The 16,879-nt window shown below is 48.0% G+C and carries 18 protein-coding genes; 17 read left to right on the forward strand and 1 reads right to left on the reverse strand.

The window, feature by feature from the left end:
- Positions 1-234: 234 nt before the first annotated feature.
- Positions 235-468, reverse strand: a complete 234-nt coding sequence (locus FN782_RS06130; RefSeq protein ID WP_142504897.1) for a DUF2188 domain-containing protein — start codon at positions 466-468, stop codon at positions 235-237.
- 572 nt (positions 469-1,040) lie between these two features.
- On the opposite strand from FN782_RS06130, the gene FN782_RS06135 reads away from it, so the two are divergent.
- The 17 genes from FN782_RS06135 to FN782_RS06215 all read left to right on the forward strand — a co-directional run bounded on the left by FN782_RS06135 (position 1,041) and on the right by FN782_RS06215 (position 16,874).
- Positions 1,041-1,328 carry an HNH endonuclease gene (locus tag FN782_RS06135; RefSeq protein WP_142504898.1) on the forward strand — a complete coding sequence of 96 codons (288 nt, stop codon included), beginning with the start codon at positions 1,041-1,043 and terminating at the stop codon, positions 1,326-1,328.
- A gap of 109 nt (positions 1,329-1,437) precedes the next feature.
- Positions 1,438-1,806: a hypothetical protein gene (locus FN782_RS06140; RefSeq protein ID WP_221930162.1), complete on the forward strand. Its 369-nt coding sequence runs from the start codon at positions 1,438-1,440 to the stop codon at positions 1,804-1,806.
- Entirely contained in the window at positions 1,803-3,455 is a 1,653-nt protein-coding gene (locus FN782_RS06145) for a terminase large subunit (RefSeq protein ID WP_142504900.1), read from the forward strand. The genes FN782_RS06140 and FN782_RS06145 overlap by 4 nt, the downstream gene beginning before the upstream one ends.
- A 23-nt stretch (positions 3,456-3,478) precedes the next feature.
- Positions 3,479-4,759, forward strand: a complete 1,281-nt coding sequence (locus FN782_RS06150; RefSeq protein ID WP_185956085.1) for a phage portal protein — start codon at positions 3,479-3,481, stop codon at positions 4,757-4,759.
- Positions 4,674-5,273, forward strand: coding sequence for an HK97 family phage prohead protease (locus tag FN782_RS06155; RefSeq protein ID WP_142504902.1), 600 nt, complete (start codon positions 4,674-4,676; stop codon positions 5,271-5,273). The genes FN782_RS06150 and FN782_RS06155 overlap by 86 nt, the downstream gene beginning before the upstream one ends.
- Before the next feature lie 12 nt (positions 5,274-5,285).
- A complete protein-coding gene (locus tag FN782_RS06160) occupies positions 5,286-6,452 on the forward strand; it encodes a phage major capsid protein (protein WP_142504903.1) in 1,167 nt (388 codons plus the stop codon).
- A 46-nt stretch (positions 6,453-6,498) separates the two neighbouring features.
- Entirely contained in the window at positions 6,499-6,681 is a 183-nt protein-coding gene (locus FN782_RS06165) for a hypothetical protein (RefSeq protein ID WP_142504904.1), read from the forward strand.
- Between the two features lie 9 nt (positions 6,682-6,690).
- The gene (locus FN782_RS06170; protein ID WP_185956086.1) at positions 6,691-6,966 is read left to right on the forward strand and encodes a head-tail connector protein; all 276 of its coding nucleotides are present in this window, start codon (positions 6,691-6,693) and stop codon (positions 6,964-6,966) included.
- Positions 6,967-7,269: a phage head closure protein gene (locus tag FN782_RS06175; protein ID WP_142504905.1), complete on the forward strand. Its 303-nt coding sequence runs from the start codon at positions 6,967-6,969 to the stop codon at positions 7,267-7,269.
- Entirely contained in the window at positions 7,262-7,618 is a 357-nt protein-coding gene (locus FN782_RS06180; RefSeq protein ID WP_142504906.1) for an HK97 gp10 family phage protein, read from the forward strand. Before FN782_RS06175 ends, FN782_RS06180 begins: the two co-directional genes overlap by 8 nt.
- Entirely contained in the window at positions 7,615-7,935 is a 321-nt protein-coding gene (locus FN782_RS06185) for a hypothetical protein (protein ID WP_094266025.1), read from the forward strand. The genes FN782_RS06180 and FN782_RS06185 overlap by 4 nt, the downstream gene beginning before the upstream one ends.
- Positions 7,936-8,508 carry a major tail protein gene (locus FN782_RS06190; protein WP_142504907.1) on the forward strand — a complete coding sequence of 191 codons (573 nt, stop codon included), beginning with the start codon at positions 7,936-7,938 and terminating at the stop codon, positions 8,506-8,508.
- A gap of 12 nt (positions 8,509-8,520) precedes the next feature.
- Positions 8,521-8,871, forward strand: a complete 351-nt coding sequence (locus FN782_RS06195) for a hypothetical protein (RefSeq protein WP_142504908.1) — start codon at positions 8,521-8,523, stop codon at positions 8,869-8,871.
- Between the two features lie 233 nt (positions 8,872-9,104).
- Positions 9,105-11,615: a hypothetical protein gene (locus FN782_RS06200; RefSeq protein ID WP_142504909.1), complete on the forward strand. Its 2,511-nt coding sequence runs from the start codon at positions 9,105-9,107 to the stop codon at positions 11,613-11,615.
- Positions 11,616-11,632: 17 nt separating this feature from the next.
- On the forward strand, positions 11,633-14,062 hold the full coding sequence (locus FN782_RS06205) for a distal tail protein Dit (protein WP_142504910.1): 2,430 nt from the start codon (positions 11,633-11,635) through the stop codon (positions 14,060-14,062).
- The gene (locus FN782_RS06210; protein WP_142504911.1) at positions 14,059-16,530 is read left to right on the forward strand and encodes a phage tail protein; all 2,472 of its coding nucleotides are present in this window, start codon (positions 14,059-14,061) and stop codon (positions 16,528-16,530) included. Before FN782_RS06205 ends, FN782_RS06210 begins: the two co-directional genes overlap by 4 nt.
- On the forward strand, positions 16,530-16,874 hold the full coding sequence (locus FN782_RS06215; RefSeq protein WP_142504912.1) for a hypothetical protein: 345 nt from the start codon (positions 16,530-16,532) through the stop codon (positions 16,872-16,874). Before FN782_RS06210 ends, FN782_RS06215 begins: the two co-directional genes overlap by 1 nt.
- Positions 16,875-16,879 lie beyond the last annotated feature (5 nt).

Genomic DNA, 16,879 nt, shown 5'->3' on the forward strand with positions numbered 1-16,879 from the left:
GCTTTTTTTCTTTGGTACCAGCTTGTCAACTACCCACCACTGAAGTGGTGAGCTTGCAGTTCATCCGGAGATGACCGCGTTTGGCAGGTTGACGGCTGCCCGGCGCCCGATATTGAGCGCCGCCACATTGTCAGCAGGACCAGCGAAACCACACTGACAACACTCAAACCAATCTCTTGTTTTTCGATTCTTTTTATGATATTGGGGCCACCAAGGAGAATGGGGTAAGTAATTTTAGCCTTTTGGGGGATAGGGATCGTTTGGACCGTAAGTATTTGCCTCACGAAACTTCCCTTGACGGTTTTGTATTCGTAGCTCTGCTTGTTCCTTTTTTGCCCTTTCCTTCCCATATTCAATAGCTTCTTTTTGAGTATCGAATATTTTGGAAGCTCGTTCACTGTTTTCGCTTCTTACAGCCCATTTATCTTCATGGCGTACCACGTATTGATTTTTACCTTTACCAGACATTTTTTCACCTCCTTTTTTTGAACATATTCGACAAGAAATCCAATGTTCCCTCTGTTGTTAGGTATACCAGTTGTGAAAGGGAGGTCGAAAGTATATGATGTGGTTTCTATTTGGGTTATTGATAGCTCTGGTTACTATCATTGTTCTGATTTCTCTAGGTGTGCACATTATAGAAGCTCGCCGACTGTACCCAGGAAAAATCCGAAAGAGACGATTGAGATGAAGCAAGAAGGAAGAATATTACTCTTTGTCGAAACTAAATCGACAAGGAGGGATATATATGGCAGACGATTGGGAGCCGTGCCCAAGGTGCGGGAGTAACAAAACTCAAACCTTGGGGAAATCTCTTTGGGTTACTATAGCTTTGTTATTTGTTGGGGCTACACTTTTTGTTGGTATCATTATTTGGCCAGCTCTTATCCTTGCACCAGTATTTCTGCTTATATCTCTAATAATTTTGGTATTACCTATACCTAAAGTAAATACATGTAGATACTGTAAGTTTAACTGGAAAGTAAAGAAAGCAGAGAAGGCATCGTGATAGGTGCCTTTTTGTTTTGGGGTGATATTCGTTGAAACCATGGGCAAGAGGGTTTTACAAAAGCAGGGCATGGCGCAAATGTCGCGATGCTTATTTTGTATTTCAACATGGATTATGTGAGAGATGCAGCAGACCAGGGAAGATCGTTCATCACAAGATATATTTGGCACCAGACAACATCGATAACCCTGATGTGAGTTTAAATTGGGAGAACCTTGAGTTGCTTTGCCAAGACTGCCACAACAATGAGCATCATGGCACCAAGCCAACTGGAGATGGATTGAAGTTTGATGAGTCTGGGGATCTCGTGGAGGCATAGCCCCCCCATTTTATTTTTGTTGGTTGGCTGTTGGGGACCGAGGCGGGGACCTTCAAAAACCTGTGAACGTGCTCTATAGGGGGTGTGGTATAAGGGGGAGGTGATTGGAGTGGCGGAAAAAAAAGAATTGTCCATGGATGAACGTATTAAAAAAGAGTTTAACCGGTTAAAGCGCATTTTTAAGCACATTCCCAAAGAAAGAAAAGATACCGCCATTTCTCTTATGCGGAATGCTGCGTTTATGACCGCTACGCTGGATGATTTGCAGGACCAGATCAATAGAAAAGGCTATATCACTGAGTACCAAAACGGTGAAAACCAATGGGGAACGAAGAAATCACCGGAAGTGGATATATACAATGTAATGATCAAAAACCATATGGCCGTGATTAAACAATTGTGCGATCTTCTCCCTGATGATAGCAAGAAGGAAGCAACCGACGAGTTGATGGAGTTCGTCAAGGGTGTTGCAAAATGAAAAACTACATCCTTGAGTACTGGAGCAAGATCGAATCTGAAGAAATACAGGCATCTAACCGAGTGAAACAGCAATATCAAAAACTGGTGGATGAAATAAACAGCCCGCGTGATCCGTGGGTATTTGATATAGAGAAAGCCAATCAGCCGATCCACTTCATCGAACGCTTTTGCAAGCACTCAAAAGGCAAATGGATCGGGAAGCCGGTCACCTTGGAGCTATTCCAAAAGGCGAAGATTCAAGCGGTATATGGCTTTGTTCACAAGGATACCCGGCTTCGGCGATGCCGTGAAGTATTTACCTTGGTCGGTCGGAAGAACGGGAAGTCAACCGAGAAGGCGGCCACCGGATTATATATGCAGATAGGTGATGGCGAAGGCGGGAGCGAGGTCTATTCCGTTGCGACAAAGAAGGATCAGGCGCGGATCGTATTCACTGAAGCTGTGAACATGACTTCGCAGTCACCGGCATTGTCGAAGCACATTAAAAAGCGCAAAACTGATCTGTACTTCCCGGTGACCTTTTCCAAGTTTGAACCCTTGGCAAGTGATTCAAATAGCTTGGACGGGTTGAATGTCCACAATGGCATCATCGACGAACTGCACGCGATCAAAGACCGGAACCTGTACGACGTTATCAAACAGGCGATGAGTTCCCGCGAACAACCACTATTGGACATAATCACCACGGCGGGTTTTGTCCGGGAAAGCATCTTTGACAGCATCTATGACTATGCGTGCCGGGTGCTGGATGGGTTGGTAGAGGATGATCGGTTTCTCGCTTTCATCTATGAACTGGACGACCGGGAAGAGTGGACAGACTTCCGCATGTGGGAAAAAGCCAATCCCGGATTAGGCACCATCAAGGACTACAACGAGCTGGCGGCCAATGTGGAACGGGCAAAAAACGATCCCGACTTCCTACCGACGGTTCTAACGAAGGATTTCAACATCCGAGATACAGTGGCTGGCACATGGCTCACCTATGATCAGATCAACAACGAAGAGACGTTTACGATGGACGAGATCCGCGACACCTACGCCGTCGCGGGGACAGATCTTTCAAGCACAACCGACTTGACCTGCGCTACATTGTTGATCATGAAACCCGGTCCCGGTAGTGATAAGAAATATGTCTTGCAACAGTACTTCTTGCCGGGGGATTCGATAGATAAGCGCATCCGGGAAGATAAAATCCCTTATGATCGCTGGGCAGAGCGCGGGCTGTTGACGCTTTGCGAGGGAAACAAAGTCAATTATAGCGATGTGACACGGTGGTATCTCCGAATGATGGAGGAGTACCAGGTGCATCCGCTGTGGGTGGGATATGATCCATGGGATAGCCAATATTGGGTGGATGAGATGATCCAATATGGCTTTACGATGGAAAAGGTGCGTCAAGGGGCACAAACCTTGAGCCAACCGATGAAGGAACTAGGAGCCGACTTACAAGCCAAGGCCATCAATTACAACAACAATCCTATCTTGAAATGGTGTCTTACCAACACTGCAGTCAAAAGGGATGATAATGATAACATCAGGCCCATCAAGGGGCAGAACCAGAGGCAGCGTATTGACGGCGCTGTATCTTTGTTGATTGCGTATACCGTTTTGTTCAACCACATGGACGATTATAAAGCGCTGGTATGACTGGTATGAAAGGTGGTGAGGACTTGAAGGAAAAACGGTCCCTCTTTGATATGATCTTTGGACGGCGACCGCAACAACAGCAGCAGATCCAGACGCAGTTACGGATGCTCAATGGTTATGCGCCAGTCTTCACATCCTTCTCCGGGGATGCTTACGACAGCGATGTTGTACGTTCGGCGGTGGATGCAATTGCCCGGAATGCGGCGAAACTTAAGCCGAAACATGTACGCCGTGTACGCCGTGCCAATGACGGGATTCAAGAAACAGGGTCGGAAATTGAGAAGCTGTTGAGCGTGCGACCGAATCCTTACATGGATGCATATACCTTCTACTACAAAGCGGTTACACAGCTATATATGCAGAACAACTCATTCATTTTTATTGATATCGACCGGATTGCAAAGAAAATCCGGGGGTTTTACCCGATTAACGCGGCCACTGCCGAATTTTTAGAGTTTGAAGGGGATATCTATACCAGATTTCATTTCATGGGTGGGCAGCAGATAACGCTCCCCTATGAGGATCTAATCCACCTACGACGTTTTTTTTACAAGCATGATCTATATGGGGAGCCGTCAGACCGGGCGCTCCATCCGACATTGCAGTTGATCCAGACAACCGATGAAGGGATTGCCAATGCGGTTAAATCATCGGCGTTCCTCCGAGGGATTTTGAAGTTTACCAGCATGCTTAAGCCGGAGGATATGAAGAAACAGCGTGATATGTTTGTTGCCGACTATCTGGATATCACCAATAACGGGGGAGTGGCGGCCACCGATGCTAAAACGGACTATACCCCCTTAGATAACGAGCCTAAGATGATAGACGATAAGCAAATGGATGCGATCAAGCGGAAGGTTTTCGATTACTTCGGGATCAACGAGACGATTATCCGTTCCAACTATTCAGAGGATGAGTGGAACGCCTTTTATGAATCGACCATCGAGCCCTTGGCGATCCAGATGAGTCTTGAATTTACGTCCAAGCTTTTTACCGATGCCGAAAAAAAGCGTGGGAATGAAATCATCTTTGAAGCCAACCGGCTTCAATATGCCAGTATGACAACGAAACTGAATCTCCGGGAGATGGTAGACCGGGGAGCCATGACACCGAACGAGTGGCGGGCGGCTTTGAATCTTGCTCCGATTGAAGGTGGTGATGCACCAATCAGACGGCTGGATACTGCTGAGGTGAACACAGAACCAACGACAGGGGGTGATGACAACGAACCAGGTGAAGAAGGAACACCGTCTGATGGAGATCCGGGCGGTGACGGAGCCGGAGCAGAAGGAGATGGTCGTTGAGGGGTATGCGATTCGCTTCGATGAACCCGCTATATTTGACTTTGGGGGAGAAGAGTTTCGCGAGATCATTGACAAACGAGCCTTGGATAAGGCAGACATGCGGGATGTGCCGTTTAAGTACAATCACAGCGATAATGTGATGGTGATGGCACGCACCCGGAATAAGACCCTGGAGCTCATTCGAGATGAACAGGGTCTTTTTATTCGGGCAACCTTGGCGGATACCACTGCCGGGCGTGATTTATACACACTGATCAAACGAGGGGACATTGACAAGATGTCCTTTTCCTTCACCGTCGATTATGATAACAACGGTGATGAGTACGACCGAAAGACACGCACTCGAACTATCAAGCAAATCAAAAAAATCTGGGACGTAGCCGCGGTGGATACCCCGGCTTACGATACAACATCAATTTCGGCAAGGAGCTTTTTTGAACTGGAGAGGGAGAAGGAGCGTAAGGCCCTGGATAGGGCTGAATTGCGTCTGAAATTGATCATTAAAACCTTTTAAGGAGGCTTACAAATGAACATTAGACTCAAAGAGATCGAGGAAAGAAAGAAGGAAATCCGCACGCTTCTTGAACAAGACGGCGATGATCTGAATTTGGAAGAGCTGGAACAGGAAATTCGTTCGCTTGATGAAGAAAAGGAAAAGCTTGAGAAACGGGCGCAAATTGCTTCCGGCATCCAAGCCGGAACAATCCCCGCAAATACGATACCGAAACCTCAAGGAGAAAAGCGTACCTTTGAGGGCATGGAACGAGATGAGATCCTGTCCACCCCTGAATACCGGTCGGCTTACCTGAAACGATTGCAAGGAAAGCTGCTGAACGGGGTGGAAGAGCGGGCGCTTACCACGGACGCAGGGGCTGCCGCTGCTGTACCGACGGAAACCCTCAACATGATCATTGACAAGCTCCGTCAAACGTCCGCCCTGTTCCCGCGCATCAATGTTTCTTATGTGCCAGGGAATCTATCCCTAGTAGTTGCCAATGCTAAGAATGCAGCCGAGTGGAAAGCAGAAGGAACCGATGGAACTCCTGCGGATGATACAGTGGTGGAAATTAATCTTACCGGTTATGAATTGATCAAGCTGGTAGAAATCTCTGCAGCAGCCCAAGCTATGACCATAGATGCATTCGAGGCATATATTGCGAAAGAGCTTGGACGGCAGATGGCAATTGCTATTGAAAATGCGATCTTAAATGGAACTGGCTCTGGGCAGCCGACAGGTATTCTTACCGGAATTACCTGGGATTCCAGCAATTCAACTACCTGGACGGCGGGTAGTAATGTAGATTATGACACCCTAATGAATAGTCTTGCATTGTTACCAACCATGTACCATCCAAATGCCGTCTTTATAATGAATCGCTCTATGCTGTTTGGAGGAATCCGAAAGATCAAAACTACAGATGGACAGCCGATTTTCACTTACAACCCCCAGGACCCTGCGCGAAATGCGGTTCTTGGTTATCCGGTTATCGTGGATGATTACATGCCGGATAGTAAAATTTTGCTTGGGGATCTCAACTATTATTATTGGAACTTCTCCCAAGCACCGCAGATTGAAACAAGTCGGGAAGCGGCTTTTCGTTCTGGAAAAGTAGTATATCGGGGATTAGCTGTAGCTGATGGCAAACCTGCTTTATCTGAGGCGTTTGTTAAGATTGAAGAAGCTGCTGCATAATTTAGGGACCCAAGAGGGTCCCGTTTTTATTTAAGGAGGAATCGAAGTGTACACAGGAAAAGTGACTAAACGTTTTATCGACAAATATACTCAAAAACGGTTTGAAGTCGGTCAAGAGTATAACCACAAAGAGGAGAAACGATTAAAGGAGCTCAGCGAACAGGGCTTTGTGGAATACGAAACTGAGAAAAAGACCGAGAAGAAAACCAAAGAAAAGTCCAAAAAGTAGGTGGCTGGAATGGCCTTGATTGATGATGTCAAGTTGGCGCTTCGGGTTACCGCAGTCGAGTTTGACAGCGAGATCCAAGATTTGATCGACGGTGCAAAATTGGATTTGCAGCTTTCCGGTGTGGTTAATTTGGTGGATACCGATCCGCTCATTAAGCGGGCGGTGATCGTGTACTGCAAAGCTCATTTCGGCTATGACAACCCGGAAGCTGATCGGTTCTTACGTTCATATGATCTGTTGAAGATGCATCTGACGCTGTCATCCGACTATACAGAGGTGATATAAATGCGTTACAATGCCGTGATCCACCTAGTGGGGACGGAAATCATTGAGGACGAGATCGGGAACCAGATCGAACAGGAGACGGAGCGGCAGGTATTCGCCAATGAAATGTCTGTCGGCCAGGCGGAATATTACAACGCGGCAGTCAGTGGACTCCGACCGGAGAAGAGGTTTGAGGTGTATACCTTTGAATATGCGAATGAGCGGCAGTTGAAGCACAACGGGATCAAGTATCGGATCATCCGAACGGAAACACGTGGGGAAAAGACCCGGATCACTTGTGAAAGGGTGGCGGGAGATGGCTAAAATAAACGGTCTATCACGGGAGATCACCAAGGCGCTTGAAACCTACACCGAAGAGGTGACGGAAGGGCTGGAAGAGGCCAAAGAAACCGTAGCGAAGAGTGCAGCGAAGAAGCTGAAACAAAGAAGCCCGAAGGATACTGGGGATTATGCGAGAGGGTGGCGTGCCAAAAAGGTTGGCAATGGTTGGGTTGTGCATAATGCGACAAACTATCAGTTGACGCATTTGTTGGAGAAAGGACACGCCAAGCGGAACGGTGGACGAGTGGCGGGGATTCCCCACATTGGCCCGGTGGAGGAGGAAGCGATTCAGGAATATGTCCAGAAATCTGAGAAGGTGATCCGGGGATGACGTTGGACGAGCTAGCAACGATCCTTAAAAGCACCGGTTATCCCGTGGCCTACTCGCATTTTATCAGCGACAACGTCCCGCCTCCGCCGTTCATCACCTATCAAGTCGATGATTCCGCTAACTTTTTTGCAGACAACCGAGTATACAAAAAGATCAGCAACATTTCGATTGAACTTTATACTGACAAAAAGGATTTAGATGCTGAGGCCGCTCTGGAATCGGCTTTGGACGCCAACCATTTGGTATATGAGACAACGGAAGTATGGATCGAAGCGGAAAAGCTGTTCCAGAAAATCTATGAGATCGGAGTGGTTTGAATGGCAAACAAAGTGAAATTCGGGTTAAAAAATGTGCATTATGCAACATTCACGTATGACGAAGGAACTGGAACTATCACATATGATACGCCCATTCGTATTCCAGGGGCAGTGGAATTATCTTTGGAACCTCGCGGAGAAATGGCGGAGTTTTACGCTGACGATGTACTTTACTACAGTGCACAAAATAACCAGGGGTATGACGGTACATTGTCTATTGCTACGATCCCGGAACAATTTGCTATCGACTGTTTAGGTGAAGAAAAAGACGAAACAGATATGGTACTGACTGAGAAAACGACGGCAAAAGGAAAGTCGTTCGCGTTTCTTTTTGAATTTGACGGAGATATCAAGGCTATTCGTCATGTTCTGTACAATTGCACAGCCAATCGTCCAACGGTGACAAGCTCAACGAAGACAGATACAGTGGAACCGACGCCGGATGAGCTCACGTTTGTCGCATCACCAAGACCAACCGATTACGCCGTAAAAACCAAGACGAGTCCAGATACACCGGCGGCTGTTTACGATGCTTGGTATTCGTCGGTGTATGAAAAGGCACCAGCCATCTGATGAGGTGAGATCATGGAAAAAACACTGACAATCGATGGAAAAGAGGTACGATTTAAGTCCACGGCGGCCACTCCTCTCCGCTATAAGGCCCAGTTTGGGAAAGATTTCTTTGCGGAAATTTTTAAGCTGGAGTCCCTTGAAAAGTTGATGAAACCAAAATCAGGAAAATTGAAGGCGGAAGACTTTAGCTTGGTCGATTTTGATGTACTTTACAATATCGTATGGACGATGGCAAAGACCGCGGATCCGAAAATACCCGATCCTATCACGTGGTTGGATGGTTTTGATGAATTTCCATTGATGGAGATCTTTCCAGAGTTGCAGGATATGATCGTTCGAACAATTCAGGGTAAAAAAAAATAGACGAAAAAAGAGGAACGGATCGTGGGGAGCCGATTACCACGGATTCGTTCCTCTTCATTTGTCGTCAAGTAGGATTACAGCGGGATGATCTGGAGGACATGACGATTGGGATGTGTCTGGATTTCATTGAGGAATATATCGAGATGAACGATCCGAAAAGACGGAAAATGAGGGCAAGAAGGGCTACACAAAAGGACTTTGACAACTTTTAATTTTGAAAGGCAGGTGAGGATATGGCGAGGAAACGAATCCAGGGAATCACGATTGAGCTGGACGGCAACACAAAAGGTCTGGATAAAGCCCTCAGCGATGTCGACAAACAAAGTCGGAGTTTGCAACAAGAGCTTCGGGATGTGGATCGCCTGCTCAAATTTGATCCGGGCAATGTAGAGGCTTTGGCGCAGAAACAACAGCTATTGACGCAACAAATCCAGAACACTACCGAGCGATTGAACCGGTTGAAATCAGCACAAAAGCAAGTTCAACAACAATTTGAGCGCGGGGAGATCGGTGAAAAGCAATATCGGTCTTTTCGGCGTGAAATTCAATATACTGAGACGCAACTAAAAAAGTTTGAAAAGCAATTAGCCGGATTGGATGATGAGAAGTCAATCGACAATTTGAAGAAAGACTTTGACAAGGTTGAAAAAGAGGCGGGCGAAGCTGAAGGAGCAGTGAGCGATCTTGGCGAAGCAGTCGCAGGAATTGCGGCGGGTGGTGGAATTGCCGGGGCTGTTAGTCAGGCATTGGATTCAGCCTCATTGGATACCCAGATCGAAATTTCTATGGAAGTGCCACCGGAGTCAGTAGCAACGGTGCGTGATAGCATTAAAACGGTTTCCACCTATATTGATGATCAAGAGGCGGCGATTGAAGGAGTTCGCCGTCAGTGGGCGCTCAACGCCGATGCGAGCGATGCAGCGAATGCTCGGATTGTTAAAGGAGCCGGAGCGATAGCTCGCGCTTATTCGGGTATCGATTTTTCGGAACTCATACAGGAAACAAATGAAACAAGCCGATCTTTTGGGATCACTAATGACGAAGCGCTTGGGTTGATAAATTCACTGTTGAAAATCGGATTTCCGCCTGAACAATTGGATATCGTTTCTGAATATGGAACTCAGCTCCAGATGGCTGGATATGATGCAGAGGAAATCCAGGCTATATTTGCGGCTGGGGTTGAGACAGGATCATGGAATATTGACAGCCTTCTCGACGGTTTGAAAGAGGGACGGATTCGGCTAGCCGAGTTTGGTGAAGAAGTGCCTTCAGCCATGCAAGACTTGCTCGATGGAACCGATATCTCCGCCCAGCAATTACAAAAATGGGGCCAAGCTGTAGCCAAAGGCGGCGAAGAAGGCAAACAGGCGATGTTTGAAGTGGCACAAGCGGTCAACGGGGTTGAAGATGAAACAAAGAAGAACGCACTTGGTGTGGCCGTTTGGGGTACCATGTACGAGGATCAGGGACAGGCGGTCATTGATACGATTCTAGGCGCAAAGGATCAGACTGCCAACTTAACGGAAAACCAGAAACAACTGAACGATACCGTTTCAAAACTTGATGAAGATCCGGCAGTGAAATTCTCACAGGCTATGAAAGATCTTGGCGAAGCACTGAAACCGCTACTTAGCGTTATTGCTGATGTCATCAACAAAATTGCTGAGTGGATTCAGAACAATCCAGAACTTGCTGCTACCATCACAGCTATAGTAACGGCGATCGGGATTCTGATCGGGATCTTTATGGCATTATCGCCGATCATCACTGCTATAGCATCTTTGGCAGGAATGTTGGGTTTAAGCTTTGGAGCAATAGCTGCACCGATACTTATTGTCATAGGTGTTATTTCGGCACTCATCGCTATCGGTGTTCTCCTGTGGCAAAACTGGGACACGATCAAGGCAAAAGCTGTTGAGATTTGGGGGGCAATCAAAGAATGGTTGCTCCAAACTTGGGAATCCATCAAAGAAACCGCTGTGAATGTCTGGAATAGACTTAAGACATTTTTTATAGCAGTCTGGGAAGGGATCAAGGGGTATTTTAGCCAGGCGATTTCATGGATTATTACTCTTGTCAGTACGAAATTTGCAGAGATGTCCGGTCTGATCCAATATGTGATGGGGACAGTGAAAGATATTATAAAGACGGTCTGGAACTTCATAAAAAACACATTTCGTAATGTCCTCAGTTTCCTAAAAGCGTTGGTTACGGGCGATTTCAAAGGAATGAAAAAAGCTGTCGGCAACCAGATGGAGAATATCCGATCTACGATCGGGAAGATCTGGGATCGAGTGATGGATTTTTTCCGGAACATCAACCTGTTTAAGATGGGTAAGGAGATCATACAAGGCCTGATACGCGGGATTCAAAATATGGCTTCAGGTGTCACCAAAGCTGTTACAGGTGTGGTAGATGGCGCGATTGGCTGGGCAAAGAAAAAGCTAGGGATTGCTTCTCCGTCGAAGGTGTTCGAGGAAATCGGAGAATACACCGGGGAAGGATTCCAGATCGGGATCGAGTCCATGCTGGGCGATATTCGCCGGGTCTCTGATCAGATGGCACAGACAGCTATTTCTACTTCCGAAGATGTAGTTGTAACCGGGCCATCCGCAACTGCATCCCCAGGAGTGGTTGATCGGCCCTTGATCAACATAGAAAACATGGTCATTCGAGAAGAGGCAGACATACAAAAAGTCGCGACTGAGTTTTGGCGACTGCTTCAGCGGCAATCCAGGTTTTAAGAAAGGGGGGGAGGTAAATGGGGTTTTCATTTGCGGGAGTCCACAATGATCAGTATCGTCTGAAGGTATTGAAGACCACACGCCGGATTCTTCCCCCGATGAATAACCACTTGGTCAGCATACCGGGGAGTGATGGTGTATACGACTATGGATTTAACTACGGAGAATTAATTATCGAAGTGGACGTTTTATTATTCGAGGAAAGCCGTGCAGAATTACGTTCACGGGTGAGAGAAGTGGCGGAATGGCTGGGACAGAAAGAAGCGAAGGAATTGGTGTTTGACGATGAGCCGAGTAAAACATACTTTGCCCGGTTGTCTGATAGTACGGAGTTAGAGGAACTTATTTATGCTGGAAACGGAACGATCACCTTTCTATGCCCTGAACCCTTCGCCTATGGTCCCGAAAAGGATCAATTAATTGCCGGGATTGAAAAGCAACATGACACCCAAACGCAGGAAGGTTGGCAGGCCGGGACCTTGACGGGCGTTGTTGCCGCACCTGACGGTTTGAAGCTGGCAAAGGAAGGCGAGGACTACTCTAACTACGTGGATGCAGGCTGGGATGGCGGAACACATGAAAACACCGAGGAAAAAGACAATGACTTTCTTGTTTTGGCGAAAAGTGGCCAGGATTTTAATTACTCATATACCACCTCCAAATCTATTCCCAGTTGGGAGTTTATTTCGAGATTTGAGCCGGGATCTGTCGGAGAAGATGGCGACTGGTATGTTCGAAACCAGAGCGGTGGGACCTATACCCTGGACGGTGAAAAAATCATTTTTCAGGGGGACACCAACGAAGACAGTATTTATATCCGCCGTGATTCCAGCGGTTTGAATGGTTCGCCTTTAACAATGGATTTTCGCGCACGGATCAGCAAGGGGAGCGGAGCTCGTCCCTTCGTTTCTGTGAATGACGCGGAAACCGGAGGTATTGACGTCGAATTGCCTGATACAGGCGGGGCAGTGTCTTGGTTCCGGTTGGTATACCGGGGTGGAACGGATTTTACCCTTTACCAAGACGGCACGGAGATTACACCGGAAAGTGTGTTTGAGTATGGGGCCGTTTCCACGGGATACATCAATATGGGAATGGATAACGGTCCCTGTACATTTGACGTCTGGAAACTGGGCCATGCAAATACCAACCACGGTGCGCCGCCTTCCAATCATACGTATACAGATGAGCTTGTGGGTGCTTCGGCGTCATTATCAGGGGTGGGCGTTTTGGCGTCCTCCTCCTATTCAAGAAGTATCGTCGCAACCAATGCCTATGATTATTCAACATCCGCTTATTCTGGGTTATCAATGGACGGTGGGGATACTTGGGACGAAACGGAATTATCATCCGAATCCGGATCAATTCCGGGGATATCGAAAGGAGACGATGTAACCGGGTATGACTGGCGGTTCCGATGGACCATGACTAGCCGGGACAGCATCGACCCGGTTTATTTGGATTCCTTTGACGCCGACTTTGTTTCCGGACGTCATCCCAGCGGATACCGTGATAGCCCAGCGATTAACCTTTCTCAAGTTGGCCGGGCGGCGACTTCTTCCTTTTCGTGGACGGTGAAAACTTTTCCGCCGGGTTCGACGATAACGCCTTATGTCCGTTTTTCCTACGACAATCAAGAAAGTTGGACAGATTGGCAAGAGGTAACGGAGAACGGCGGGGAAATGCCGGGTCTTGATACCGACGCCGATTTGTCCGACACCTATTTTCAATATCGGTTTCAGTTGACCACAGATGATGTCGAGTTCACACCGGAGGTGGACCGGGCGGATTACGAAGTTACATCCGCTTATGTATCGGAGGGGGAGCGTATTTCCGACCCGATCACCTTCGGAGACTTTGGAAGCGTTGGCGGATCGTATATTAGTTGGGATACGACGCCGGACGGATCGGAGGATGTAGAGGTTTACGCTCAAGTGGTCAACGAAGGGGAAGACCCCGACCCGAACGCATGGGTTCAAGCTACAAATACCGGGGAACTACCGGGCGCAGAAGTCGGTACGGATATGACCGGGAAGGCCGTTTACACGCGGCAGGTGTTGAAAACCAGCGATCCTGAAATCACGCCAACCCTTCACCGGGAACTATGGAGGGTTGAGCCGGATAGCGACAACGCTGTAGACTATGCCGGAACCTATCGTGCCTATCCGGTTATGACGGTAGAGTTCAAGGATTACACCGACCACTTCGAGATATCTGACCCGAATACGGGGAACCGGGTGTACGTGGTTTATGATTTTAAGCCGGGGGACGAATTGGAGATCGATAATCGAAAAGGATCTGTTTATATTAACGGAGTGTTGGCGCTGGATCGAGTCCCACTGGGTGCGGAGCAATGGATTTACTTCCAGAAAGGAGAGAATCCGCTTAATATTGATCCGCTAGGTTCGGCGGAAGTGACCGGAAGGTGGAGGGAGGTGTTTAAATGAATACCACACCAGACATTCATATTTTTGCCTATGGTAGCCCAGAGAATCCGAGGGAGCATCGAGTCGCTACCTTGAGCAATACGCTACCAGGAGCTTGCAAGATCCAAGAGATGAACCTGAAACAACAGATCAATGGGGGCGAAACTCTGACCTTCTCCGTACCCGCTAATCATGAAGAAGCGGGTTTTGTTATGCGTGGGTATTGGGCGGTTTTCAGGGACATGGATGGGACGTACCGTGCCTTTGTTATCCAAGAGGAGACTGAGCGACACGGTCAGGGCGAGATGATTCGTGAGGTCTACTGTGAGGAGTTGGCAGTGGTGGAACTGAATGACGAGGTGGTCACAGATATTCGACCACAAAACACCAACGCCCGCGATGCACTGAACCGACTCTTAGAGGGGTCTCTGTGGCAATCGGGCACCGTGGATGACCTGGGCACGGGTAGCACAAATTTCTATTATGAGAGCCGGATGTCGGGAATCAAGAAGATCATCAAGGAATGGGGTGGAGAAATCCGTTTCCGGGTGACAATCGGAGCCGACAATACCATTACCGGGAGATACGTGGATATTCTGGTGGAGCGGGGGAGACGGACCGGGAAACGGTTTGAGTACACGAAGGATCTCACCAGCGTCGAACGGATTACCGACATGAAGCCGATTAAAACCGCCCTATATGGTCGTGGAAAGGGAGAAGAAACCGACTCCGAGGGATATGGTCGGCGACTGACCTTCGCGGATGTCGAATGGAAAAAGGAAAACGGAGATCCCGTTGATAAACCCTTGGGTCAGGAGTGGGTGGGAGATCCTGACGCGCTGGCGGTATGGGGACACGTCAACCCGGACGGCACCCGACGGCATCGGTTTGATGTGTATACAAACGAAGAACAGGATGACAAAAAGGAATTGTTGAAGGAGACCTGGGAGGAGCTTCAACATCGAAACAAACCGGAAATCACCTATAAAATGAATGTTTTGGATCTGGAACAAGTGAACGCCGGGGAATACAGTCACGAGGCCGTTAGATTGGGCGACACTGTAGCCGTCATTGACCGGAATTTTACATGGGATGTTCAGATCGAGGCCCGGGTCTCAGAGATCGAGCGGGACTTTATCGCACCGGAGAATACCCAGATCACCCTGGGAAATGTCCTGAAGGATATAACCGGAGTTGTCCGAGAGATTCAAGAACGGGTGGAGGAGAAGATTGGACGGGATGATCCCATCGGATGGTTGCGGGGCATTATTGATGCGGCCCGCTCTGAGTTCCATTCACAAAACGGGTACGTCTATATCACTGACGAGGACGGGATACTGATCACCAATCGGCCAAAGGACAATATCGACAACCCACCGGATAAGGCGATGCAGCTAAAACATGGAGGCCTTGCCATTGCCGGGAGCCGAAACCCAGACGGAACCTTCAATTGGGAAACCTTCGTCCTAGGTGATCAGGTGATTGCCGACCGGATCAACACCGGACGGATCCGAACAGATAATGTGACTGTCGGGGATGATGCCGGACAGGTGAGGATCAGTGGCGGCAATGTCACGATTAAAGGGGGCGGTTTGGAAGTCTACAGCACGCCGGATGCCTCCGACGCGGGTGTGATGATCCGGGGGAATAAGATTACCACTAACTTCATCAAAAACGCAGACTTTGACGATCAACCATCCGGGGATGAAGGCATCGATTGGAGGCTAATGGGGAATGCCCGATATAACCTATCCGCTGGGCGCATTGATATAGATGTTTCATCCAACATGGGGCCTCAACATGGTGTCGTTCAAGAGTTTCCTGTATTTAATCCAAGGGCAAAATTTCAGGCGCTTTTCCGTTGCAATGTAACTCGGGGGTCAGCGACCAACCGCGTCCGGTTCTACTGGTTTTTTTATGACAGTGAGACAGGAGAGCGCTTTGATGAATTAGAGTATCGGGAAGAGTTGGCGACCTATCAGGAATGGCATTTATTAACCCATACCATTGATTTTCCGCCGGGGATTGTCAGGGCAAAATTATATGTACAAGCGTGGACTGATGGCGAAGATATGGCGAATGGCTTCGAGATTCATTGGGTTCGAGGGTACTATGACGAATTGGTAAGACAGGATCAGTTACTGGAATATCCGCGCGATCTGCATAGCGTGCAAGCTGCGCCGGAGATCCAACAGTTTTCTATCTCAATCGTTGTCACAAGGGATTTGGACACCGGAACGTTTAGCGCGGGTAATATGTATTTCCCGCGAACGTTCAGCGATCCGGGGGCATTAGGAAGGATTGCCGTCATTTTGACAGGTGTGGACGGATATTCCGCTTTCTTTAATTACGGAGCCTATAATATTAATCGCTCAGGCTTTGAGCTTAGAATCAAACCAAGGGGGAGTATCAGCGCAAACACAACTTTAAATATGAACGGAATAGCCTACCGAGTCGCCTACCTTGGAAGCACAGGGGGGAATATTTAGTGGAAATTAGAGAATCGAAAATTTTAGCGGGTCCGGGGGAGATGTCCGGACTTGATGTAACTTATGATCCCGTGGCGTTAACTGTTAAGGTTTCCGGCGGGGTTTTATGTGGCGTAGTTTTTCAACCCGAAACCTTTCAAGCCGATTCGACAGATGAAGACACAAAAATAGATGTCCGTCTATTACAAAACGGTGAGATCCATTTTGAGCAACAACCGATTCAAAATCCAAAAGAGCGGGCGGAAGACTTACCGCTACTTCATAACTTAGCGGAGCTTCGGTTTCATTCCGGAGTGGGAAACAAGGATGACCGCGATTTTATCCATATCGGAAGACTGGTTTAAAAGGG

Source organism: Melghirimyces algeriensis (assembly GCF_900182565.1).
GTDB classification, from domain to species: Bacteria; Bacillota; Bacilli; order Thermoactinomycetales; family DSM-45169; genus Melghirimyces; species Melghirimyces algeriensis.